At 40.7% G+C, this 24,728-nt stretch carries 17 protein-coding genes; 8 read left to right on the forward strand and 9 right to left on the reverse strand.

Annotated features, from left to right (window positions below; genetic code table 11):
* Positions 1–155 precede the first annotated feature (155 nt).
* On the reverse strand, positions 156–1,076 hold the full coding sequence (locus V7K55_RS05710) for a DMT family transporter (RefSeq protein ID WP_334829078.1): 921 nt from the start codon (positions 1,074–1,076) through the stop codon (positions 156–158).
* Between the two features lie 287 nt (positions 1,077–1,363).
* Between V7K55_RS05710 and V7K55_RS05715 the strand changes: the two genes are divergently transcribed.
* Complete coding sequence (locus V7K55_RS05715) at positions 1,364–3,514, forward strand: cytochrome-c peroxidase (protein WP_442949067.1); 2,151 nt, start codon at positions 1,364–1,366, stop codon at positions 3,512–3,514.
* Positions 3,515–3,808: 294 nt separating this feature from the next.
* Here V7K55_RS05715 and V7K55_RS05720 read toward each other — a convergent pair whose 3' ends face one another.
* Positions 3,809–4,987, reverse strand: a complete 1,179-nt coding sequence (locus tag V7K55_RS05720) for a GNAT family N-acetyltransferase (protein ID WP_334829082.1) — start codon at positions 4,985–4,987, stop codon at positions 3,809–3,811.
* Positions 4,988–5,306: 319 nt separating this feature from the next.
* Here V7K55_RS05720 and V7K55_RS05725 point away from each other — a divergent pair, with 319 nt between their 5' ends.
* Together V7K55_RS05725 and ptsP are read left to right on the forward strand one after the other, a co-directional pair.
* A complete protein-coding gene (locus tag V7K55_RS05725; RefSeq protein WP_334829084.1) occupies positions 5,307–6,503 on the forward strand; it encodes a hypothetical protein in 1,197 nt (398 codons plus the stop codon).
* A gap of 88 nt (positions 6,504–6,591) precedes the next feature.
* Complete coding sequence (gene ptsP, locus V7K55_RS05730; protein WP_334829086.1) at positions 6,592–9,111, forward strand: phosphoenolpyruvate--protein phosphotransferase; 2,520 nt, start codon at positions 6,592–6,594, stop codon at positions 9,109–9,111.
* Here ptsP and V7K55_RS05735 read toward each other — a convergent pair.
* Together V7K55_RS05735 and V7K55_RS05740 are read right to left on the reverse strand one after the other, a co-directional pair.
* Positions 9,108–9,497, reverse strand: a complete 390-nt coding sequence (locus tag V7K55_RS05735; protein ID WP_334829088.1) for a hypothetical protein — start codon at positions 9,495–9,497, stop codon at positions 9,108–9,110. The genes ptsP and V7K55_RS05735 overlap by 4 nt on opposite strands.
* A 544-nt stretch (positions 9,498–10,041) precedes the next feature.
* Positions 10,042–10,338: a hypothetical protein gene (locus tag V7K55_RS05740; RefSeq protein ID WP_094329126.1), complete on the reverse strand. Its 297-nt coding sequence runs from the start codon at positions 10,336–10,338 to the stop codon at positions 10,042–10,044.
* Between the two features lie 169 nt (positions 10,339–10,507).
* On the opposite strand from V7K55_RS05740, the gene V7K55_RS05745 reads away from it, so the two are divergent.
* A complete protein-coding gene (locus tag V7K55_RS05745) occupies positions 10,508–10,909 on the forward strand; it encodes a type II toxin-antitoxin system RelE/ParE family toxin (protein WP_334829093.1) in 402 nt (133 codons plus the stop codon).
* On the forward strand, positions 10,893–11,207 hold the full coding sequence (locus V7K55_RS05750) for a helix-turn-helix domain-containing protein (RefSeq protein WP_334829095.1): 315 nt from the start codon (positions 10,893–10,895) through the stop codon (positions 11,205–11,207). Before V7K55_RS05745 ends, V7K55_RS05750 begins: the two co-directional genes overlap by 17 nt.
* An 83-nt stretch (positions 11,208–11,290) precedes the next feature.
* Here V7K55_RS05750 and V7K55_RS05755 read toward each other — a convergent pair whose 3' ends face one another.
* Positions 11,291–13,372: a TonB-dependent receptor plug domain-containing protein gene (locus V7K55_RS05755; RefSeq protein WP_334829097.1), complete on the reverse strand. Its 2,082-nt coding sequence runs from the start codon at positions 13,370–13,372 to the stop codon at positions 11,291–11,293.
* Between the two features lie 855 nt (positions 13,373–14,227).
* Here V7K55_RS05755 and glgX point away from each other — a divergent pair.
* Positions 14,228–16,354 (forward strand): glycogen debranching protein GlgX, encoded by a 2,127-nt coding sequence (gene glgX / locus V7K55_RS05760; RefSeq protein ID WP_334829099.1) that lies wholly within the window; start codon positions 14,228–14,230, stop codon positions 16,352–16,354.
* Between the two features lie 576 nt (positions 16,355–16,930).
* Positions 16,931–17,575, forward strand: a complete 645-nt coding sequence (locus V7K55_RS05765; RefSeq protein WP_334829101.1) for a Uma2 family endonuclease — start codon at positions 16,931–16,933, stop codon at positions 17,573–17,575.
* 11 nt (positions 17,576–17,586) lie between these two features.
* Here the strand turns inward: V7K55_RS05765 and V7K55_RS05770 are convergent, their stop codons facing one another.
* The 4 genes from V7K55_RS05770 to V7K55_RS05785 form a co-directional block, all read right to left on the reverse strand.
* Positions 17,587–18,510, reverse strand: a complete 924-nt coding sequence (locus V7K55_RS05770) for a tetratricopeptide repeat protein (protein WP_334829103.1) — start codon at positions 18,508–18,510, stop codon at positions 17,587–17,589.
* 168 nt (positions 18,511–18,678) lie between these two features.
* The gene (petJ, locus tag V7K55_RS05775) at positions 18,679–19,014 is read right to left on the reverse strand and encodes a cytochrome c6 PetJ (RefSeq protein ID WP_334829152.1); all 336 of its coding nucleotides are present in this window, start codon (positions 19,012–19,014) and stop codon (positions 18,679–18,681) included.
* Positions 19,015–19,301: 287 nt separating this feature from the next.
* A complete protein-coding gene (locus tag V7K55_RS05780) occupies positions 19,302–19,796 on the reverse strand; it encodes a GNAT family N-acetyltransferase (RefSeq protein WP_334829105.1) in 495 nt (164 codons plus the stop codon).
* A gap of 367 nt (positions 19,797–20,163) precedes the next feature.
* Positions 20,164–21,336 carry an RpoD/SigA family RNA polymerase sigma factor gene (locus V7K55_RS05785; RefSeq protein WP_334829107.1) on the reverse strand — a complete coding sequence of 391 codons (1,173 nt, stop codon included), beginning with the start codon at positions 21,334–21,336 and terminating at the stop codon, positions 20,164–20,166.
* Between the two features lie 800 nt (positions 21,337–22,136).
* Here V7K55_RS05785 and priA point away from each other — a divergent pair.
* Positions 22,137–24,728: a primosomal protein N' gene (priA, locus tag V7K55_RS05790; RefSeq protein WP_334829109.1), complete on the forward strand. Its 2,592-nt coding sequence runs from the start codon at positions 22,137–22,139 to the stop codon at positions 24,726–24,728.

Consider the following 24,728-nt stretch of genomic DNA (forward strand, 5'->3'; position numbering starts at 1 on the left):
ATCTAATTAAGAGGCTGACCCCGTAGTTTGCCTTCACTATCAAATCATAACAAATAAAAAATCCTCTGCCTCAGTATTTATGTTGTAGCTTTGAGTTTTGCCCGAATTAATTAGAGAAAAAACGCCATAAAAATCCTGAAAATCCTTACTATTAATCAGCTTTTACCCAGTGCGATCGCAACTGAACCTGTGACTACTAAACCCGCTCCGAATATTGCTATAAAACTGAATTGTTCTGCTGGTATCCAATCAGGTGCAATAACTGATACAACTGCAACTAAGATTAATGTCACAATGGGAGCTAAAGCTATTACTGCACTTACTCGTGATGCTTCCCAATGTTCTAACGATTCAGCGAAAGCACCGTAAGCGATTAAAGTATTCAAAGCACAAAAAGCCAACATTCCTAAATGGAAACGATCGAGTATAAAAAGTGATTTTACTCTGGCTAGAGGAGTGAATAATAAAGCACAACCACCGTAAATTATCAGCATGATGCTGGCGGAAGATAAAGATTGTAATAATTGCTTTTGCGCTAAAGCATAAATCGCCCATGACGTTGCTCCTAGCGCAATCAAAATACTACCTAGTATATATGTGCCATGCGCTGTAATTAAATTTGTTAGTTGTTCTCGAAAAAATAAAACATAACCGCAAATCATTACACTAACACCAATCCATTGATACAGGCGGTAACGTTCTTTAAAAATCACTAACCCTCCGAAACCTAATAAAAGGGTAGATAATTGAATCAGAACTTCAGCGTTAGCAGGTGATGTTAGCGCTAAACCTTGTGTAAACAAGAAGTAATTAATCCCTAAAAATAGTGTAGCGATCGCTAATAATTTCCAAGAAGCAGAACGCAGTTGTTCTAACTTTGGTAATTTACCGCGTATTCCTAAATACACAGCCAGTAGTACAAATGATACGAAAAAGCGAAACCAAATGATGCTATACACATCAAGTACTTGGAGAGTTACCGCCAGAGCGATCGGCAAAATTCCCCACAATAATACTGTTAATAGCGATAAAGCTAACCCTAAGCGCCAGCGACCAGAACTTTGATGTAGCGACATTCAAATATCCTACCCAAAGTAGGGCTGATGATAATTTAAAACATATCCAATTTGCATAATCTAAATGTTATCAATTTTTATTGATAATCTATCTTAATAACCTTGTAAAAGCAAATTAAATATATAACAGCTTCTCGACCCGACTCAATTTATTTTTAGTCCTAAACTATGGCGTTTTTTGTTCATAGAAAATTCGTAAATTGCGTAATTCCTTTACATGAACATTACATTTTAGACTTTCAGATAAATGTATGATTTGTTTCAGTGTTATTTTATTACCAAAAATTATGGGATTTATACCCATGTTAAGCTTAGTAGTCTTTATTACAGGCTTATTCATTTACTTGCTACTGACCTCAAAAGGTCGGTTTTTGCTCAAATTTGTGGTGACAAAAATAAAGCGCCAAGAGTGGAGATTCGGATATAGCAAGCTTAACTACCTGAGATCGAGATTTTCAAAGACTATAACAATTGCTGCTGTTATTATGGCAGCAGTAATAGCTGGAAATACTGTATCAGCCCAGGTTACGCCGCCGCCTCTAGCCTCGCTCAAAAGCGTATCGGTTCCACAGCCTGACAATCTTGGAGACTTCGTAAAAAACAAACCAGCTGCCATACAGTTAGGAAAGGCTCTTTTCTGGGATATGCAAGTAGGTAGCGACGGAAAGACCTCCTGTGCTACTTGTCACTTCCATGCTGGAGCCGACAGTAGATCCAAAAATCAGATTAATCCTGGGCTGTTGCAGATTAACGCTAATGGTACGGCGAATCCCGATACGATTTTTGATGTCGGTGGACTGGCAAACTACCAGCTAAAACCGGAAGATTTTCCCTTCCACAAACTGTCAGACCCGAATGATGCGAAGACTGTTGTCTCTGACCGGAACGATGTCAGTTCTTCTCAAGGGGTCTTCAATACTAAGTTTGTTGATGTCACACCTGGTAATGCCCAAGACCAAGTAACAAACGAACCAGATCCGGTGTTTAACGTGGGAGGTGTTAATGTGCGCCGCGTCGAGCCGCGTAACACAGCAACCGTGATTAATGCAGCATTCAACTTCCGCAACTTCTGGGACGGAAGGGCACAAAACATCTTTAATGGGGTGAATCCCTTTGGTTTAAGAGATCCTAACGCTGCGATCGCCAAAGCAGCAACCCCAAATCAACTAGAATTTGTCAATATCAGCCTGAATAATTCGTCTTTGGCATCCCAAGCGGTCGGCCCGCCACTCAGTTCTTTTGAGTCGTCTGCTAATGGCAGGACTTTTCAAGAAATTGGTGATAAGTTCGGGTCAATTGACAAAAGATCCCTCAGCGTTGGTAAGGGTAAAAAGCTACCCCGAAAACTTGCTAAAAAGTTATTTCCCCTGAGACCGCTAGGTAAGCAAATAGTGCATCCGCAAGACAGCGTTTTAGGTCAAGATAGTAGATGGCCCAAACTTGGACTTAAAGATAAAACCTATGAGCAGATGATTCAAGATGCCTTCAAGCCAGAGTGGTGGAAGTCTAATCGACTCATTCAAGTTGATGCTCAAGGTCAAAGGACTTTTGTCAAAAAGCCCGATCGCTCCTTGGAGACTAATGAGTATACATTGACTGAGTACAATTTCTCGCTATTCTTTGGGCTAGCAATTCAGTTATACGAGTCTACACTCATTGCTAATGATACGCCCTTCGATCGCTTTTTAGAAGGAAATACTACTGCCCTAACTCCTCAGCAGCAACGAGGTAAACAAATATTTGAGGGCAAAGGTCTGTGTATTGGTTGTCACGTTGGCTCGGAATTAACAGCTGCTTCAGTTAGCAGTGTGAAAAAAGACGGACAAATCAAACGTGCGCCGTTCCCTCCAAACAGCCCTGAAGACAATGGCTTCTTCAACATTGGTGTTAGACCTGTTACCGATGACCCAGGTTTGGGTGGTAATGACGGCTTGTTTGGTAACGGCCAAGGTAATCCGCTTTCAGAGGTACGATTGGCTCAGTTGGGGAAATTTCAAGTTCTCCTCGGCGAAAATCCTCCCATCCTCACTCCACCGTTGAGTTCTAGTGAAACTGTGTTTGCAGATGGAGCCTTCAAAGCACCTGGACTTCGCAATGTCGAACTCACTGCTCCCTACTTCCACAATGGAGGTCAGGCGACGTTAGAGCAAGTGGTTGATTTTTACAATCGCGGTGGTGACTTTGGAGTTCTTCCCCCCCTAAATCTCTCACCAGATGAAAAGCAGCAATTGGTAGCTTTTTTAAAGGGATTGACTGATGACCGAGTTCGGTATGAGAAAGCGCCTTTTGACCATCCGCAACTGTTCGTCCCCAATGGACATCCAGGTGGCCCTACATCTGTTATCAACGATGGTACTGGCCAAGCCACAGATGATCTACTGGAAATAACTGCTGTTGGTAAAAATGGCGGTAGTGGTACTCCAAATTTCTTGAATTGATATTAGGACTAGTATTTGATTTTTGAAATACACGTAGGGTTTGTTAAGCGTAACGCACCAACAGCTTAGGATGGTGCGTTACGCTATCGCTAACACACCCTACAAGACTACCGAGATTTTTTCAGAAATCAAATGGGTTCTATATCATGTCCAGTTAATTTTTGATTTGTTAATCCCCATTCCTATAGCGGTTCTCAGTTAAGTGAGGTACAAGAACCCCACCCCCAACCCCCTCCCCGCAAGCGATGAGGGGACTATGATGTAACTCATGTGATTAGGAAACGCTATAATTCTTTAAAAAAAGTCAGCCATCCAAGGTGAAGCACCTGCAAATATTTGCGTGGCTGCTAAGATAGCCGTTTCTGTACCACTCAGTTTTCCGGCTTGTTGCAAATGGTAGGGGGTGAATAAACCTGTATACAATGGTGCCAATTCCCGAATATCTAGCTGCAACTCACCCTTTCCACCTTTGGTAACTTCACCGCGTCCGTTGGCAACCGAAAGAATGAATTTACCATTATTTCCAGTTAGCAAATTATCTTGAATTTCTAAGTGCAATTGGGTCTGGATTCCTGGTGGATAACCCCGCAATTCTAGCGCCTTGACTACATCTACTACCCGCAGCATCCAGCGGAACTGACGGTATATCTTGGTAGTTTGCTCTGGTAGTAGCAATGTCAGGGAATCAATTGCAGAACTCTTCCATCGCACGTGTTGAATTTGGGAGCGATGATTTGCTAGAAAAGACCAGAAAGTTTGGGCAGCAGCAACTGTACTCAGTACCCAATCTTTCACCCAGAGGATTTCCCCATCTTCTGTTCGCTCTTGAGTGAAGATGATGTAACCTTGGGGTCGATCTTTAGTACCAATAAAATAGGCGTAGACTGTTTCCTGTTTATCTGGTTGGATTATTCGCTCCCAGATTGCTGAATGTCGGTCTAAGTAGCCATGCGTTTGTCTCGCCTGTTGCTGATATAGCTCGTGAAAGTCTTCATGATTGATGCTCACTACTGGTTGCAGAGGTAGAGGTTGCTCCCGCACCTGGATATTCCTGGTTGCAACTTCCCAAATACACCAGCTACCCCCCTGCTCATAACCTACTTTTCGGTACAAAGTTTGAACGGCGGGATAAAGAGCGGAGATTGCTATACCTCTATCATAAAGTTCTTTGAGGGTGTGCTGCATGAGAGCGATCGCAGCTCCCGAACCGCGATATTCTGGAGCAATGCCCACTGCGGCAATTCCTGTCATGGGTACACGTTGACCACCCCACCACTGACCCATATCGAGAGTTGCTAATCCACCAGCTAATTGTTCCAATCCCCGAATAATGCGGAAGTTTTCTACGCCAATCAGATTGATGTAAACTTCTTCGCCACCAAGGGCGCTGATGAAACATTGCTCAAGGATATACGCCAACGGCTGGATATCCTGTGGATGGGCGAGAGTACTGTATTCAAATTGAGCCGTCATCTCTTATACCATTAGTATTATAAAACCAGAATCATACTACAAAGGATGTTTTTTGAGTGTTTTACCAACTTAATACACAACAAAAAGATTAATGCGGTTTGTATTTGCAGATATGGGATACTTAGTAAAGTTACTTAATCTTCATATTAATTTACATAATAAAGCTGTACAACTTTCACAAGCTTTGCATACCTAAAGTTTTACCTTCACTATTTACAATATCCAAGCAAAAAGCCTCGATGTTGACCTTTTGAGGCTGGCTGACATTCAAATTTCGATTATAATTCCAAATAATTATTTCTAACTCAATAAAATACTAATGAAAGTTGTATTCCATTTATTCCTTTTTTTGCTGCCAATTCTGAGTAGCTTTTGGATTGCCCAAACTTCTAACTCTTTATCTTCTTATCAGCCTCTTCAGTCTATAGATGGGGCGGCTTTATATAAAAAAGAATTAACTAATGGGAATGAAGCTTATTTACAAGTTATCAATGTGGGCAAAATGCACATAGACCAAATTATCGGGGAGGTAGATAATATGGGTTTAAATGAGGGTAAATATTATAAAGGGGAAGGTAAATATTACAGCCCTTTTTTCAAACAAAAGTTATTTTCTGAAGTTACAGATGAATATAAGAAACTTTACGGAAACAACGTTTTTTCGATGATTAATTGTTCTTTCTTTGAACAATACCAATCTAGTAGTCAATTATCCTTTCCAATTAAACTAAATGGTGTAGTCATTACTGGTGGTACTAGTCCTTATGGCCCCATCAAAGAACCAAAAGATAAATACTATAGTAATATTCGCCTTAAAACCTTAGTCTGGGATAATAAACAAGCATACATTACCGATTACAATCGCGTTAGCGGTTCGCCTCTCAACCAAAATGAGGTAAAAAATGCGATCGTTACTTACCAATACAGCGATCATCCCGCAAAAGTATTAGCCCAAAACCAAGTAAATAAGTATCAAGTCATCGGTACTTTAGACAAAGATGGTGTTAAAGGTAACGAGTTGTTGTTGATTATGACGGTGAAGCAAGCAACTCTGGATGAGGCAGCCGATTTATTACGTAAATTAGGAGTTAAAGGCGACATCATTACTGTTGACGGTGGCAGATCGACTTATTTGTTCAATTCCCAGAACGGAAATATTATTGTTCCTAAACTGTCTAATGTGCAAGAAAATCCTACTTTCCGAAACCTCCCTCATTATCTGGGATTCCGTAAGAAAAGTAAAAATCAGGTTGCGCCAAAAATCTCGATCTCTCAGCCAGCAGCTAAAGTACTTCCCAAGAAGGATCAGCCTTATTTAATATTGTGGCGGGATAATCTTAATGGTGATGTCTCGATTAAGCTGTACGATGGAGACAAACTTATCCAAAACATTTCTTCCCGTACTGCTAGTGATGGTGTTTATGAGTGGATACCACGTATTTCTTTAAAAGAGGGCTATTCTATTCGTATTTCTAGCTGGAACAACCGGAATATTTTCGGGAAGTTGCAATTTTAATTAAGATAAATGCTGTTTTTAGCGGTGCGGAATGGGAAATTGCAATGGATAACTGGCTAAACGCAAACCTTTCAACAAGTTTGGCGGTATGGCAGCGATCGCAATTGTTATAGTTTCTCACAGCAAACAACTAGCTTTAGGTGTGCGGGAACTCGCCGCGCAAATGGTTCAAGGCCAAGTTTCTATCGCTGTTGCAGCCGGAATTGATGATCCTGAAAATCCATTGGGTACAGATCCGATTCAGGTTTATGAAGCGATCGCTTCTGTTTTCTCTGATGATGGTGTTTTGGTATTAATGGATTTGGGTAGTGCTTTGCTAAGTGCAGAAATGGCTATCGAGTTTTTGCCAGAAGCACAGCAGCAAAAAGTATATTTGTGTGAAGCACCTCTAGTAGAAGGTGCGATCGCTGCTGTTGTTGCGGCGGCGGCTGGGAGAGATATTCACCAAGTTATGGCGGAAGCACGCGGCGCACTCCTCGCTAAAGCAACTCAATTGGGTGTAAATCCGTTGTCTGTTGTTACTGACAACATCGAAGCAAGAAATCCCGAATTTCCAACCAAAGAAATCCGGTTGATTGTCAGCAATCGCTTAGGATTACACGCCCGTCCAGCAGCCCAATTTGTGGGAACCGCAGCCCGGTTTCAATCTCAAATTCTAGTGCAGAATTTAACCAGGAATACTGGGCTAGTTCGGGGTGACAGTATTAACCAAGTGACAACTTTAGGAGTGCGTCAAGGACACGAACTAGTAATTACTGCCACCGGTTTTGATGCAGATGAAGCGCTGGCAGCATTACAGGCATTATTCGCAAATAATTTTGGTGAAGATAATGTTGCTTTGAATTCTCCGCCAGCATTTCACCATGAAGTTACCCCAGCAACTCACGGCGAACTTTCAGGAATTGCTGCTTCTGCGGGAGTTGCGATCGCACCTGTTGTTCATTATCAGCCCACTCACATCACCATTACGGAATATCACGTAGACGATCCTGAATCAGAGTGGCAACGAGTACAAACAGCAATTCACACCGCCAAACAGGAAATTCAAGCAGTTTTTTCACAAGCATCTCTGCAAATTGGTGACACTGAAGCCGCTATATTTGATGCCCAATTACTATTTTTAGAAGATCCAGTATTATTGGAAGCGGCTCATCAGCGTATATCAGATCACCATATAAATGCTGAGGCAGCTTGGCAAGCCGTAGTAGATGAAGTGGCGACTTCTTACCGAACACTTGAAGATTCTTATCTACAAGAGCGAGTTGACGATGTTGTAGATGTCGGGCAAAGGGTGCTGCGATTATTAGCTGGAAATCTCCCTGCTAACTTGCATTTTGATGAACCAGCGATTTTAGTAGCGACTGATTTAACCCCCTCAGATACCGCTAGATTAGATCCGACAAAGGTATTGGGTATTTGTACAACTTCTGGTAGCGCTACTTCTCACAGTGCAATTATCGCCCGAACATTAGGTATTCCCGCAGTTTTGGGAGTAGATGCCCAAGTGTTGCATTTGGCAGATGGTACACTGATGGCACTTGATGGGGAAAGTGGCAAAGCTTGGGTAGAACCAGAATCACATATCCTGGATTTGTTGGCAGCAAAACAGTCAGCTTGGCAAACTGCTCAACAGGAAGCACGAGCTACAGCACATCAGCCAGCAATTACTCATGATGGTCGGCAAGTTAAAGTTTTCGCCAATATTGGTAGTATAAATGATGTGCAAGTTGCTGTGACTAGCGGTGCAGAAGGGGTAGGACTACTTCGCACAGAGTTTCTTTATTTAGATCGGACAAGCGCCCCCACAGAAGAAGAACAACTTGAAGTTTATCAGGCGATCGCCCAAGTTTTAGATAATCGTCCCCTAATTATTCGTACCTTAGATGTGGGTGGTGATAAGCCCCTTCCTTATCTGAGAGTTGGGTTTCCAGAAGCTAATCCTTTCTTAGGTTGGCGGGGAATTCGTTTCTGTTTAGATCGTGTGGATTTGTTCAAAACTCAGTTACGGGCAATTTTGAGAGCTAGTGTAGGATACCAAATTAAGATCATGTTGCCAATGATTGCCACTTTAGGCGAGGTACGTGCAGCTAAGGTAATTTTGGGTGAAGTGCAGACTGAATTAAATCAAGCTGGTATTTCCTTTGATGCTGCGATAAAAGTGGGAATTATGGTGGAGGTTCCGTCAGCAGTTGCGATCGCAGATCAGTTAGCGGCTGAAGTAGACTTCTTTAGTATAGGGACTAACGACTTGAGTCAATATGTTATGGCTAGCGATCGCACTAATCCCCGCGTGGCAAACTTAGCTGATGCGTTACATCCAGCTGTGTTGCGAATGGTGCAGCAAACTATCCAAGCTGCTCATGCGGCGGGAATTTCGGTAGGATTATGTGGAGAATTGGCAGCAGATACTTTAGCAACACCAATTTTATTAGGTTTAGGGCTGGATGAGTTGAGCGTGAATCCTCAAAGTATACCTGGAGTCAAACAGGCGATCGCTCGGTTGAGTATAGTTGAGAGTGAAGCGATCGTGGCATCAGCATTACAACAAGATTCCGCAGTTCATGTCAGAGAACTAATCTCAACTTCAGTTACTCCCCCTGCTAGTTAAAATCTGATTCCCAGTTGCCCGTTAAAGCCACGAATAGAATTGTAACCAGCACCAACAAAAACATGATCAGTAGCACCTACCTGAACGCCACCTGAAACTGCAACACCTTTATCCTCAGAATAAAGTCCAACTCCTACATAAGGTGAAATGACAGGTAAACTGATAAACTTCAAAACATCTACTCCCGTAGCACCATCAGGGCCAACTCCTAGCTCAACCCCGAAATTCAAAGCCCTAGCGCCTACAGCATAGGTTACATCACCATCTTTTCCACCGACTGAAACCCAAGGTTGTGGTATGAGTTGAGCCGATGCTGGACTTGGGGAAAATAAAGTCAACAAACCGATAGATGTAATTAATGTTTTAGTAAAAATAGCTATTTTCACGTTGTTTTCCTACACTAACCGTTCCATGTTAATTGTTTTATCAAAACAAACCCTAGTGTTAACTAGGGTTTGTCTATGATGACTAATTGTGACGGATTGAACCTCTTATGAGTGCCCGATGAGTTCAAGGATTATTTTTGTAATGTAATATTAATTACAGTAGTACGCAGCCGTAATTGTTAATTGTCAGGTATATTTGCTGTTTACTTTATCAAAAATACCTAATTACTTTCTTAAAATACTTAATTACTTTCTCAAAATACTGAAATGCTTTCACAAAAGCTCATTTGACTTATTCAAAAGCTTGTTTGACTTACTAATTTTAGTGTTTTCCGCAAGCAAAAGCTGATTTGACTTACTCAAAAGTTAGTTTGACTTACTCATTTTGGTGTTTTCCGCAAGCAAAAGCTGATTTGACTTACTCAAAAGCTTGTTTGACTTATTCATTTTGGTGTTTTCCGCAAGCAAAAGCTGGTTTGCCTTACTCAAAAGCTTGTTTGACTTACTCACTTTAGTGTTTTCCACAAACAAAAGCTGATTTGACTTATTCAAAAGTAGATACATCTCGCAGCAAACTAGGAATTTCCCCTTGAGAGAAAGGAAACTCCAGCAAAGTTTCTCTAAGACCTAAATACCCAGATTCAGCAAAAGACAAAAGCATTCGTGAAAGTGCTAGCCACACCTCCGGCTCGTATTCCCAATCACGATAACGCGAAGCTTTACCAGCAATTGAACGTAACGCCCAAAAATAAGAGTTTCTCACCACAGAACCACCTTTCTTAAACTCTGGCAAATCTTCGTGATGGATAAAAAGTATTTGATTTTCAATTTTGGCTCTCATCGAAATTTTAGATTTTAGATTTTAGATTTTAGATTAAAAGTAAATTTTAAGTAGTGGGTTACGGCTTTAGCCTAACGCACCATATTGTATAGCCGTGCGTTAAGCAACCTAATTATGTTTTTATAGCAATATTGTGATAAAGTGAGTTGGATTACAAGGGTCAAAGACTTTGCCCGAAACAAGAATTATTTTTTATCAAGATCAAGATGGCACGGTTCCGGTTCTGGAATGGCTTAAGACCCTTTTAAAGCAAGATCGTAAAGGCTATGCCAATTGTGTTGCTAGAATTCAACAACTCGCAAGTACAGGTTACGAATTGCGACGACCTGCGGCAGATTACCTGCGCGACGGAATTTATGAATTACGGGCAAAGCACGTTCGAGTGCAGTATCGCATTTTGTATTTCTTTTCTGGACAGAATGTAGCGATTTTGGCTCATGCGATCGCAAAAGATGAGGATCGAGTTCCTGATATGGAGATTGAGCGGGCGATTCAGCGAAAGGCTCAATTTGAAACTAATCCAGCAGTTCATACCTACATGGAGGAAACAGAAAATGGCGAAGACGAATGATGCACTGAAGATTCTTCAACAAATAACCTCTGAAGATTCTGAAATGGAGGAAATGATCAAAGAATCTTCGTTAAATGCAGAACTTGCACAATTGATTTATCGTGCCCGGACACAAGCAGGATTGACTCAACAGCAACTTGCTAATCGCATTGGGACAAAGCAATCGGTGATTGCACGCGTTGAAGATGCTGAGTATGAAGGACACTCGCTTTCAATGCTGCAAAAAATTGCGCGTGCGCTCAATCAACGATTGGAGGTTCATCTGATTCCGATCGCCTCTAACGAAAATCATACTTAGCAGCGTATTGTGTAAAGCGTATGGATACTATTTATCCCAATAATGTAGAGATTTTGCAATAACAAAATCTCTACATTTAACACCTAAAAATTGGCACTTAAACCCACACGAAAAGTAAATCCAGGGCTATAAATGCGATTAACTCGCTCATATTGCTCGCCGAGTAGATTTTCTAAGTAAAATGTCAATCCTAAATTGCTAGTTAAAGGTACACGTCCGCTCAAATCTAAATTTACGAAAGACGGCGCAAAATCTGTAGCCTTGTCAGTAGAGTTAGCAAAGATGGATCTACGAGCGCCACTATTGTAGGTAACATACAAGTTAGCCTGCCATCCTGCTTTTTCATAACCTAAGCCAGTTTGAAGTATAGAGTATGGAATCAAGCCTAACTGTAAACCGCTCTCTGAGCCTGTTTTTATTTGAGCATCTGTATAAGTGTAGTTAAGGAAAGTTGACCAGCCAGATGCAATTCTGAATTGCAATGCAACCTCTAAACCATTGGTATCTACTAATCCAATGTTTTCCCATCTGCCGGCGGTGACTCCCAAGCGATCGCCTATACTACTACCAAAGTAAGTAAACTGTCCAATCAGATTTTGAGAAAAATTAACATCTACTCCAGCACTCCAAGTAGAACCAGTTTCTGGTCTTAAATCAGGGTTTGGTTCCCAACCATGAACTGTATCATAAACATACAACTGATCTAACCCAGGATTGCGTTGTGCCCCTGCCCAACTTCCACGGACTGCTACTACTGGTGTGACGGCATAACGTAATCCAACACTAGGGTTGAGATAATTTCCAAACTGGCTGTCAAAGGTTTGTCTTAACCCTAAATCTATCAGAAAGTTATCGCTAATATTCCAAGTATCGACAGCAAATAAAGCTGTATTGAATAAACTCCTATCTTCAGTTTCGTTTTTGGCAATACTACTAGGATTTGTACTCAAAACATCACCGATTAAATCGGTGTTTTTCAAATCTAATCCCCAGCGTAATTTATTATTGGAAGTAATTTTCCACTCATGATCTACTCTGGCTGTAAGTTGTTGCGTATCTAAAGTTCCTGTGCGGTAAAATGCTCCTGTAGGGCCATAAGTGCTGAAATAATCTTGGTTATAACCAATTGAGGTTGTCAGATTAGAGCTTTCGCCATTACCTAATCGAGTTTTCCAGGATAAGCCAACATTTAAACCATCGTGGTCTAATCTATCTCTTTGGAGAGGGAAACCGAAATAAATTAAGCCACGACGACTGCTGAGTGCAGTAACATCTAAATTCAATGAATTTTTCTTATCTAAATCTAGCCCAATGCTACCAAAGTAGGTACTTGTAGCTGTATCTGCATTCGATAAAAACCCCTGTGCATCCCGATTTGCTGCACCTACAGGAACGCGGTAACGGTTATCTGTAAAGAATCTTTCAAAGCTAAAATTGTATTTGACATTATTGGATGAACCACCATAAGTTACTTGTTGGTTATTTAAACTCAATGAGCCAAATTCTGCACTAGCATTGAATTTAGGTTTACCATAACCTTCCTTGGTGATGATATTCACAACTCCCCCAAAAGCTGAGGAACCAAATAAAGCGGAAGCTGTCCCGCTATATAATTCCACTCGTTCAATTGCTTCTACAGGAATGCTATTTAAATCAGTTCCACCATGATAAGTATTGACATTATTGTTAATTGGTCTACCATTAATCAAAAATACAGATTGATTAATTGAAGCTCCCCGGTAGTATGTACCTGTGTGAGTATCTGCACCATGACCTACATCATTGATGGCAAAACCAGGCATTCTTTTTAAGATATCGGCTAAACTGGTAGCGCCCTGCTTTTGAATTTCTTCTTTATCAATTACGTAAGTTGGTGTAGATTGAGGTAGGTTGTCTGGTTCTGCGATCGTTTCTATGTAAATATCTGCATTATCGCTCGGAGTTTGCTCTATTTCTGGATTAACTTCGCTCGGTGCAGATTGTTGAGTTAATAATTCAGCATTAGTAGCAGGTAGCCCGATTTCACTCAAACTCGGAATATCTGAAATGACTTCGGTTGATTTATCAGTATTTCTCTCCTTAATTTCACTCTCAGCAGCAAAGCTAGGAAACGCTATCAGTAAACTTGGTAAAGCAACTGTCAGCAACAAAAAATCCTTTTTCACGTTCTCTTTCACACCAAGTAAAAACAGTCACCACGTAATATTTTTGCTGTAAGAGTAAAATCGTGTCAAAAGACATGCCGTCATATTTCCACAGTTTGATAATTTGTTAGTTAATTCACTGACTATGCTTTAAACTCCATAGCTACCGAATTTAAATGGAACTTACGCATTGACAGAAAATACTAAATATGAGTTGCTTGAAAACTACATCTGTTGTAGAGGCAATTCATGAATTGCTCCTACTAGTCTGTCAAGCTAGTAATGAAAAGTTTGTAGTATAGCGTTTCCTAATCAGATGAGGTACATCATAGTCCCCTCATCGCTTGCGGGGAGGGGGTTGGGGGTGGAGTTCTTGTACCTCACTTAACTGAGAACCGCTATAAGCACTTTAGTGCTTAGAAAATAAGGACTGAAGTCCTTACTACGAACTTTATTACCCATCAATTTGAACTTGACAGACTACTACAACAGCCACCTAAATCGCCGTCTAATAAACAAAGATTTTAAGGGAACATCCCAATTTTCCAAGTTTACCAAGATGATAGATAGATTCTCATTGCCAGTGAAGCGATCGCAAGGCAATGACAGGTTATAATTTTAAAGCCTTACTCCCTCTGTTCGCTTTACTGAAGCAGAGAGCAGTTTTCTTCCTGCTTGTTGGCGTCTACCTCAATTTTTAAGACTTAAGGAATAGATATTTATACGACTACTGATAGAGTAAATAATATTATTTCTCAGTTAGGCTTGAATGTTGGTGCTTTTAAATGAATAATTAGTAACTCTAAACTTTAACTAATTATTCAAAATAATCGACCTTGATTAATCACCAAAAACCTAATTATTTAAAATTGGCTTATGTATGTACCAGTATGGCCAGGAAATGTATATCCTTTAGGTTCAACTTGGGATGGTAAAGGGACAAACTTCGCTTTATTTTCGGAAAATGCAACTGGGGTAGAGCTTTGTTTATTTGATAACGATGACGAAGAGATTCGCGTACCTTTAACAGAAAAAAATAATTTTGTTTGGCATGGTTACTTACCAGGAGTGGGGCCAGGCCAAAAGTATGGGTTTAGAGTGCATGGCATGTGGGCACCAGAAGCAGGTCATCGATTTAATCCGAATAAACTATTAATTGACCCCTACGCTAAAGCAATTGATGGTGAGTTTAGTAACGATCCATCTGTCTTTGCCTATTCTATAGATGCTGAGGAAAAAGACTTAGTCTTTTCTGAACTAGATGATGCCAAAATAATGCCCAAGTGTATTGTAATTGATGAATCTTTTGATTGGGCAGGCGATAAACCGCTTGGTACACCTTGGCATACAACTATTATTTATGAAACCCACGTCAAAGGTTTTACAAAATTACATCCAGTTATTCCAGAAGAGTTGCGTGGCACTTATGCAGGGTTGGCACATCCAGCGGCAATTCAACATTTACTGCAATTAGGAATTACAGCAGTTGAATTGTTGCCAGTACATCACTTTTTATCTCATCCAGGACATTTAGAAGATAAAGGATTAAGGAATTACTGGGGCTACGATTCCATCAACTATTTTGCCCCCTATTCTAGTTACAGTGCTAGTGGGGCTGCGGGTCAACAAGTCACCGAATTCAAGCAAATGGTCAAGGCACTCCATTTGGCAGGAATTGAAGTGATTTTAGATGTAGTCTATAACCACACTGGCGAAGGAAATCATTTCGGGCCAACTCTATCTTTGCGAGGTATTGATAATTCTGTATATTACCGTTTGGTAAAAGACGATCCTCGCTACTACATGGATTTTACAGGCTGTGGTAACTCTCTGAATGTGCGTCATGCCCAAGTTCTGAAGTTAATTATGGATAGCCTGCGCTATTGGGTAATAGAAATGCATGTAGACGGCTTCCGTTTTGATTTGGCTTCGGCACTAGCACGGGAATTATATGAGGTAGATAACCTATCAGCTTTCTTTGACATTATTCATCAAGACCCAATCTTGGCAGATGTGAAATTAATTGCTGAACCTTGGGACTTAGGAGAAGGCGGCTATCAAGTTGGGAACTTTCCACTGCGTTGGTCTGAGTGGAATGGTAGATATAGGGATACAGTAAGAGATTTTTGGCGTGGTGTAGATGATAGTTTAGGACAATTTGCTTACTGTTTTACAGGTAGCCCTGACCTGTATCAAACAAATGGACGCAACCCAAATGCAAGTATTAATTTCATAACCGCTCATGATGGTTTCACCTTAAATGATTTAGTCAGCTACAACGAAAAGCATAACCATGCAAACGGGGAAGAGAATAGAGATGGTGAAAGCCATAATAGATCCTGGAATTGTGGTGTAGAAGGCGAAACTGACGACCCAGAAGTACTGCGTTTGCGCGAACGGCAACGACGAAACTTTTTAGCAACTCTAATGCTATCTCAAGGTGTACCAATGCTATTAGAGGGAGATGAAATTGGCTGTAGTCAAAAGGGAAATAATAATGTCTACTGCCAAGACAATGAGATTTCCTGGCGGCATTGGGATTTGCACAAAGCGAACTCGGATTTACTAGACTTTACACGTGAACTAATTGCTTTTCGCCATCAACATCCAGTATTCCGGCGACGTAAATGGTTTCAAGGTCGCTCCATCCACGGTTTAGGCATTAATGATATTGCTTGGTTTAATGCTGATGGTAGTAAAATGACTGAGAAACAGTGGCTAATTAGTTATGCCAAAGTAATGGAGATTTTTTTGAATGGGCAGGGAATTTTAACTCCAGGAGATCGTGGTGAGCGGATTATTGATGAAAGTTTTCTGATATTTTTTAACGCTCACTACGAGTTACTTAAGTTTGCTTTACCCAATGACTTTAAAGATAATGTATGGGAGATCGTAATTGACACTAATGAACCTCGATTTTTAGATAGAGGAAAATTAGTTTCAGGTTCTCAAAGTCTACCAGTTACAGATCGTTCTCTGATGCTGTTACGCCTTATCAGTTAGCAGTACAAGATATTAAATTTTTAGCTGCATCTCTAGAGGTGCAGCTAATTTTATTAATCCTACATTTTCCAGGAAATAAAATATCCAAATATAGCTTTTCCTAATCAAACGATGTACATCATAGCCCCCTCTCGTTGGCGCAGCCTCTCGTAGAGAAGAGCGGGGAGGGGGTTGGGGGTGGGGTTCTTGTATCTCAACGCTATAAACGAACCGCAGAGGCGCAGAGAACACAGAGAGAAGAAAAATAGAGAATATTTTTGTGTTAGTTTTTGAATATTTTTTTATTTGGAAGTCCCTAAACCAATAAATTAAATACGATCGCAGTTTAAAAACCGATTTTTACTTTTAACTCTAATTAAAAAACGTAGACCTTCATTTACGGCTTCAGAATTGGGAAACATTTCTGCAACATCAGGTTCTAAAAAAATGTCAACTTTTCAAGATTATTGTGATTGTTTTCACCATTTATCACATTAGATAGAGTCTGTTAAATGATTTGATTGAGTTTTATTTTGCTTGTAACAATTATAATTACGTTAGCATTGATAAAACTGGACACTTCGCAAACACAATAGAATGATTCAAACCTTACGTAAACTAGTTACATTCGATGAATTCGTTGCTAAATATCCTGACAACACAGGAAAACATTATGAGTTGCATGATGGAGCAATAGTCGAAATGCCCCAACCAACAGGCTACCATGAACAGATTATTGTATTTTTAGTTCAGAAATTTCTTCTAGAATATAGTCGTATCAGCCTAAACTATGGCATCCCGAAAACTGTACTAGTAAAACCGCTTGAAAGTGAATCGGCTTACTCACCAGATGTATTGATATTAAATCTTCCTAATTTAGTAAATGAACCTCTATGGAAAAAAGAATCTACTGTAAGCCAAGCGGAATCAATACCCTTAGTAGTTGAGGTAGTGAGTAGCAATTGGCGTGATGATTATTTAAAAAAAGCTGCTGACTATGAGGCTATAGGCATACCCGAATACTGGATTGTAGACTACGCTGCTTTAGGCGGTAGGCGATTTATTGGCAACCCCAAACAACCAACTGTCTCAGTTTATACTTTAATTGATGGAGAATATCAAGTCAGCCAGTTTCAAGGTAGCGATGCCTGCGGCGGTAAACTACGCATTATCTCACCTACTTTCCCCGAATTAAATTTAACCGCCGAACAAATTTTTCAAGCTGGTGGATACCCTGTATAGCTTTTACAGCTTTATAAAAGAGCGATTTCAGTTACAGAAGAAATTTCTTGTCGCAAATTCTTCAGCAAATCTAGAGTTTTTTTGTAAGCAACTCTTTCGCCTTGATTTTCAAAGTACTCAGATGCTTTTTGTAAATCAGACATTGCATCTAAATGATATCCTAAGCGATAACGAGCTATTCCCCGGTTAACGTAAGCCTGAGCATTGCTGGGATTGAGTGTGATGACTTGAGAAAAATCACGCACTGCACCAAAGTCATCTCTATTTCGTCCGCAAGCGCAACCCCGGTTAAAATAAGCTCGATAATCGTTAGCGTTAAGACGAATTGCTAGATTAAAGTCGAGCATAGCTGCTTGGGTATCTTGCAAGATAAAATGCGCCAAACCTCGGTCATTGTAGATATCTGCAAGTAGTAAGCTAGTGATTTGGGGAATTTGAGTTAGGGCTAAATTAAAGTCAAGAATTGCCTCCGAGTCTTTCCCATCCCCAGCACGGGCTAATCCTCGGTTGTAGTAAGCTCGGAAATCGGATGGTTTAAGTGCGATCGCTCGATTATGATCGACAATGGCAGCAAGATAATCTCCTTGTCTGTAGTGTGCCAAACCCCGGTTCAGATAAGCCTCAGAGTCATCAGGCGCAAAGTTTATTGCTTGGGTACAATCTGCGATCGCTTGATGGTAATCTTGTAATTGGAGATAAGCAAGACAGCGATCGCTATAAGCTACAGCAAAATCTTTCTCAAGTTCAATTGTCTGGTTAAAATTCTCTATTGCTTCCTGGTAATTACCTCGCCGCATCTTATCTACACCCAACTGCAAGAAATCACTCGCTTTAATTTGGGTAATTAAAACGGGTGCTGAATGTGCGGATAAAGTCAAAAAAGTGAGAGAGAAAGCAATAATTACACTGATAAATAATCGCCAGAAATTACCCATAGTACCAACTTAGGATAGGTAGTATTGTTTGATGTTCTTGGAACAGTCTTTTTATTAAGACTCTTAATCCAAAATTGGTATAAGCATCCTATTTGAAAATTTCGGCAACTCTAAAATTTGCGGGACAAAAGTCCCGCAAATTGTTAATTTTTGAAGTTAGATGTTAGTCTACTTCCAGTCCTTATCTGCTTGTGAAAGCACATAAGCCGCTACATCTTCAATCTGGCTATCTTTTAAACGTTTGCCGAAGGCAGGCATAGCACTTTTACCTTTTGTAACCTGGGCAATAATCGCCTCTGCTGAGTACATATCATACTTTTCCAAAGCGTCTTTCTTCAGGCTTTTGGCAGCATTAACCAGATTCTTACCTCCCGCGTGACAAGAGGCACAATTGGCACTAAATACTTTCGCTCCACCAACAGCATCCCCTGCCAAAGCTGGACTGCTGAAGGCAAAGGTGAAGATTGCTATGCCTAACAGCATGACTGTAATCAATTTTTTCATTTCGTGTTCTCTCTGCAATAACGGCTTATTGGGTTCAATATCCTCCATAATTGTCAGTTGAGCCGCTCCTATAGTCAAACGACAAGCTGTCAAACTTCGCTTTAAAATTTTTGAATTTTTTGGTTTTTAGATACAGAGTCATATCTAGCAATAAACTGATTTTCATTTACGCTGATCATGAAAATGCAAATTTATATAAATATTTAATATTTTATAACCGAGAAGTGATGGGCATTTAAGGATGAAATATTCAAAATATTCATCTTTTATACTTCATCCTTTGTTTTTTATTTAACAGTTCCTAACTGAGTAAGTGCATCTTCTGTAACACGGCAAATTCGCCAATCATCTAATATAGATGCTCCCATACTGCGGTAGAATGCTTTAGCTGGTTCGTTCCAATCCAACACACTCCATTCTAATCTTCCACAGTCTCGTTCTATAGTTATCTGGGCTAATTTAGTAATGAGAGCCTTACCAATACCTTGTCTACGATATTCTGGTAAAACAAATAAGTCTTCCAGATAAATTCCTGGCTTGGTCAAAAATGTTGAATAATTATGAAAAAATAGGGCAAAACCAACAGCTTGACCGGCAGATTCTGCTAAAATTGCTTCTATATATCTGTGCGAGCCAAATAAATGCTCTTTCAGTGCCAGAGCATTGCCAGTGACAGCGTGAGATAATTTTTCATACTCAGCAAGCCCCTGAATTAATTGAAATAGTCTGCTGTAATCAGTTGGTTCAGCAAAACGCAAAATCAAATTGCTACACGAAGTCATTAGTCTATAGTCCATAGTTCATAGTCCATAGTCTATAGGCAACTGGGCAATTTTTTTTGAGTAATGACTAAATAAAAGCCGAAAAAAGGTACAGAATGCCCGGTTTTTGTAGATGTTGATAGATGAAGCTCAAGGAATATACAGATACACGTTCGCCTTCATTCGTTAGGAATGTGGATTTAATAAAGAGCAAGTTTTGTAGGGTGTGTTATGAACATTTATCCTAACGCAGCTAAAATTGATGATGGTGCGTTACGCTACGCGATAACACATCCTACGAAATTGAAAGCTTTGCACTTTATTCGATCCATATTCGTTAGTTAAGCTAATTAGGTCAGGTATTACATCTCTATCTTTGTAAATGTAACTAAATCAACCAACCTTTTAAGCGTTTAGCTATATGGGGACGGCGCAACTTCCGCATGGCTTTGCTTTGAATTTGACGCACTCGCTCACGAGAAAGATTGAACATATTGCCAACTTCTTCTAAAGTGCAGGGTTCGCTGGTTGTCAAACCATAGCGCAGAGAAATCACATCTTTCTCCCGTGGAGTTAACACGTCACCCAATACTTCCCAAATCTCCTGACGCATCATGTTTTCATTCATTTTTGCTTCTGGAGACAGATTATCTTCATCTTCTAGCAAATCCATCAATTCCGTGTCTTCTTCTTTACCGACACGGTGGTTGAGAGACAGTGCTTGACGGCGTAGCTGTTGTAGCTGGCGTAGTTGTTGAACACTAATTTCCAAAGTTTCTGCCATTTCACCTTCGGTAGGATTACGACAGAGTTTTTGTTTGAGTTCTCGTTGAGCTTTTTTCAGCTTGTTAAGCTTTTCAACAATATGAATAGGTAGCCGAATTGTCCGCGCATCGTTAGCTATCGCCCTAGTAATCGCTTGTCTAATCCACCAATAGGCGTAAGTAGAAAACTTGTATCCCTTGTCTGGATCGAACTTTTCTGTAGCGCGATTTAAACCCATTGCTCCTTCCTGAATTAAATCCAGAAAAGGCACTCCCCGATTTAGATATCGCTTGGCAATAGATACTACTAATCTCAAGTTAGAGCGAATCATTTTGCGTTTCGCTACTCTACCTTGATACAAGCGACTTTCGAGTTGTTTTTCCGTCATTTCTAGCTCGGAAGCTACTTCTAGTTTACTAGGTTCGTATCCCAGTTTTAAGTTTAAAGCAGCTTGTAATTCCCTAATTTCTTCTAGAAATCTAACTCGCCGCGCTAACTCCACCTCTTCATCAGCTTTTAGAAGTGGATAACGCGCCATTTCTTTAAAAAATGCGCCAACAGCATCATCATGCTCGGTTTTATTGTATCCCGAAGGACGGGCCGCAGCCATATTATCCCCGTCGCGTTCATCTGATTCCAGATTTTCTACTACAATTGGAGTCTCTTCATCTGCTACTGCATCTAAACTATCGAGTGATGGTTCTTCAATATCAGCAACATTCTCCAGTATTTCCATTTTTCCCAATTCAACAATATTCATAGTTTCCTTTAGGGATTGTTGTTTTGTTTGGTACATAATTTAGTTTCAGCTACTCCTTTGAGGCTTGGTAGTTTTCCCTAATGGACGAATGCACCTGTTTATATGGCGAATAGAAGCTTCTGCTAATTTCTATTCAGGAATAAAAATATGTATCTACCTACAACCTACGGGTTACAGTTAGATACAACCTATAACGAAACTAACCTTAGCACCCAACAAAACTTTCTTCTCCGGCTTCCAACAGATTATATTCTTCATTTTTTTCTTAATTATCAAATATGTCAAACCCCCTCAAACTTTCTCAACTTAAACAAACATAAAATTTTCAGCTAACTATCCAAATTTCTTAAACTTTTATATATTTTTCTAAATAAATATTTTTATGTTTATGTATTGGAAGTCACTAGATAAACTCAAAACCTGGTGATGGGGTTATGAATTACCAATTTCAAGTAACCCAGATGATACAAATTACAATAATGGCAGCTTAATTTGGGACGTTCTTACTTGTATAAAAGCATCTCATATACAGAAAGGGTTGAATATCTATCGATAGGCGGAAAAAGGCTACTCCCTATTTAGTAGATAGAGCAACTGTTGCAGCAAGTGCCGACATGCTTTTATTTGTATAGTGGGTACCAAATATTTATTGCATGTATAGTTGATACGAATTTGTCTAGTAGATTACATAAGAGGAAACTTATCAAGTATTATGAATGATAACAGTATTGAGAAATACTATTTAAATTTAAGAAAGCAAAAAATTAGAGTTTATTTAGCTAGGTTAATTTTGACCAGCTATGTGAGGAAAACATCTAACTATAAAGTCAGCAACTATGTATATTAATGACATAAATTTATCTCCTTTAGTGGTGGCTGAACCTAGTGAATCGTACCAGTTAGGTACAACTCTTAATAGGTGGGTTGAAGTATTGGTAGACTGTCCAGGAAGTACAGGATTATTTACTTATCGATTGCCAGCCCAGTTAGAAATAAAACCAGGGGATATTTTGAGCGTGCCATTTGGCGCACAACAATTAGGAGCGATCGCAATTCGGTTACTGGCACAACCAAATATCGATTTAGCACCAGAAAAAATCCGGGAGGTAGAAGATATAGTCAGCGTTGGATTTTTCCCAAGTGCTTATTGGGAATTACTCAATCGAGTTGCTGCATATTACTATACGCCCCTGATTCAAGTAATCCGGGTTGCTCTACCACCAGGGTTGCTGGGGCGATCGCAACGTCGCCTCCGTCTGGTTAGAGAAGGGGGAACAGCAAGGAGTAGTTATCTACTGGCATCTCCTAATCCTTCAGCTTTTTTAACTCCAACCGCGCGGCAAGTTTGGGAACTTTTGCAAGGGCAGCCGGCGGGGGATTATAGTTTCGCTTACCTTCAACAAAAAGTCAAATCTGCCTATCGGGGAATTCGGGAGTTGCTAAGATTCGGTTTAGTAGAAAGCTACTTAGAACCGCCACGGCTGACTCGACCAAAGCTGCAAAAAGCTGTCACGCTCACAGGTACAATCGATAGCGACTTAACGACTCGCCAGCGAGAGATTTTAGAAGTGCTGCGGCGGCATGGTGGAGAGTTGTGGCAAAATGAATTACTGCAAGTTTGCAATGCTAGTTCTTCAATTCTCAAAACGTTGACACAAAAGGGTTACATCGTTATTGAAGAACGGGAAGTATTGCGAACCGAACAGGGGCCAGCATTAGCAGGTGATGGGGCTAAATCTTTAACTACCGCCCAAGCCAGCGCCTTAGCGACAATCCAGACATTAGATGGATTTGCTGAAGTTTTATTGCATGGGGTGACAGGTTCAGGAAAAACCGAAGTATATTTGCAAGCGATCGCACCTCTCATCAATCAAGGCAAATCCGCCCTCGTTTTAGTTCCAGAAATTGGACTTACACCCCAGCTAACCGATCGTTTTCGCGCCCGTTTTGGCAATAAAGTCAGCGTTTATCACAGCGCCCTCTCCGACGGCGAACGTTACGACACTTGGCGGCTTATGCTCACAGGAGAACCTCAAGTTGTCATTGGTACGCGCAGCGCCGTTTTCGCCCCTTTGCCCAACTTGGGTTTAATTATTTTAGACGAAGAACACGACAGCAGCTTTAAGCAAGACTCACCCATACCCACCTACCACGCCCGCACCGTCGCCCAATGGCGGGCAGAATTAGAAAATTGCCCTTTGATTTTGGGTTCCGCTACGCCTTCATTGGAGAGTTGGGTAAGCGCCGGAACCTCACCCCCTAGCCCCCTCTCCGCAAGCAGAGAGGGGGGACAAGAAAGAAATCTTAATTCATCACTCCTAAATCAGAAGTTAGGAGGCAGAAGTTATTACTTAAGTTTGCCCGAACGTGTCAACTCACGCCCTTTACCGCCTGTGGAAATAGTCGATATGCGGCAAGAGTTGCAGCAGGGAAATCGTTCTATATTTAGTAGATCGTTGCAAGAAGCTTTGCAACAGTTGCAAGAGAGAAAACAACAGGGAATTTTATTTATCCATCGCCGGGGACACAGTACTTTTGTCTCTTGCCGCAGTTGTGGATATGTGTTGGAATGTCCATATTGTGATGTTTCGTTGGCGTATCATCACACCGAAGAAAAAGCGCCGGAATTATTGCGGTGTCATTATTGTAATTATGCGCGATCGCATCCCAAATTCTGCCCTGATTGTAGTTCCCCTTACCTAAAATTCTTTGGTAGCGGTACTCAGCGAGTAACACAAGAATTAGCGCGACAGTTTCCAGAGTTACGCTTGATTCGTTTTGATAGCGATACCACCCGTAACAAAGGCTCACACCGGACTCTACTCACCCAATTTGCTAACGGCGAAGCAGATTTATTAGTGGGTACGCAAATGCTCACCAAAGGTTTGGATTTACCACAGGTGACACTTGTCGGCGTTGTCGCCGCCGACGGATTGCTAAATTTATCAGATTATCGCGCCAGTGAACGGGCATTTCAAACCTTGACTCAAGTCGCTGGGCGGGCTGGTAGAGGCGACGATCCGGGGAGGGTGATTGTACAAACTTATACTACAGAGCATCAGGTAATTGCAGCAGTGCGATCGCACGATTATCACACTTTCTCCCAAGCTGAGTTAGAACAACGCCAAGCCCTCAATTATCCCCCTTATGGGCGGTTAATTTTGTTGCGCTTAAGTAGTATCGATCCCATTCAAGTGCAAAATACCGCGCAAATCATCGCCACAGCCTTGAGTACAGAAGAAGAATTTGAGATATTAGGCCCAGCACCAGCAAGTATTTTACGAGTAGCTAATCGTTATCGCTGGCAGATATTGATTAAATTTGCCCCCGATGCGTTGCCACAATTGCCAGATTGGGAAGAAGTGCGATCGCTTTGTCCGCCCTCTGTTAGCCTAACTATTGATGTAGACCCATTAAATATTATGTGA

The sequence above is a fragment of the Nostoc sp. genome, from assembly GCF_036919895.1.
GTDB lineage: Bacteria > Cyanobacteriota > Cyanobacteriia > Cyanobacteriales > Nostocaceae > Nostoc.